General features: G+C 24.5%; 1 protein-coding gene. It reads right to left on the reverse strand.

Translation table 11 applies throughout. The annotated features are described in order from the left end of the window. Positions 1 to 133 precede the first annotated feature (133 nt). Positions 134 to 323 (reverse strand): hypothetical protein (locus tag GNY06_RS13680; RefSeq protein WP_212995082.1); only part of this gene is annotated, 190 nt, incomplete at its 5' end.

The following is a 323-nucleotide window of genomic DNA, read 5'->3' on the forward strand; positions in this document are numbered from 1 at the left end:
TATCCATAGATAGTACAGTTCCTGTTTTTGAATCAGGGATTATATTTATCTTACAGTCGTTTTGTTCGAATTTTTCATTAAACGTAAACAAACGCTCCTTGTCTTTTTCGAAAATACTAATAACATTTACTTTTTAAAAATTACATAAATATAATAGTCGTCCTAATACTTTATGTGAAGATTCTACAACATCAAATAAATAGGAAAAAATTTTATATATCATATAAACAAAACCTAAACCTTTATAAGAGATCTTAACATTTAGTTTTTCAGCTTTATTAATAGCGTCAATTGAAATTTTAATATTAATTTCAGTTGCCTCA

This window comes from Elizabethkingia argenteiflava (assembly GCF_009904105.1).
In the GTDB taxonomy this organism is placed as follows: domain Bacteria; phylum Bacteroidota; class Bacteroidia; order Flavobacteriales; family Weeksellaceae; genus Elizabethkingia; species Elizabethkingia argenteiflava.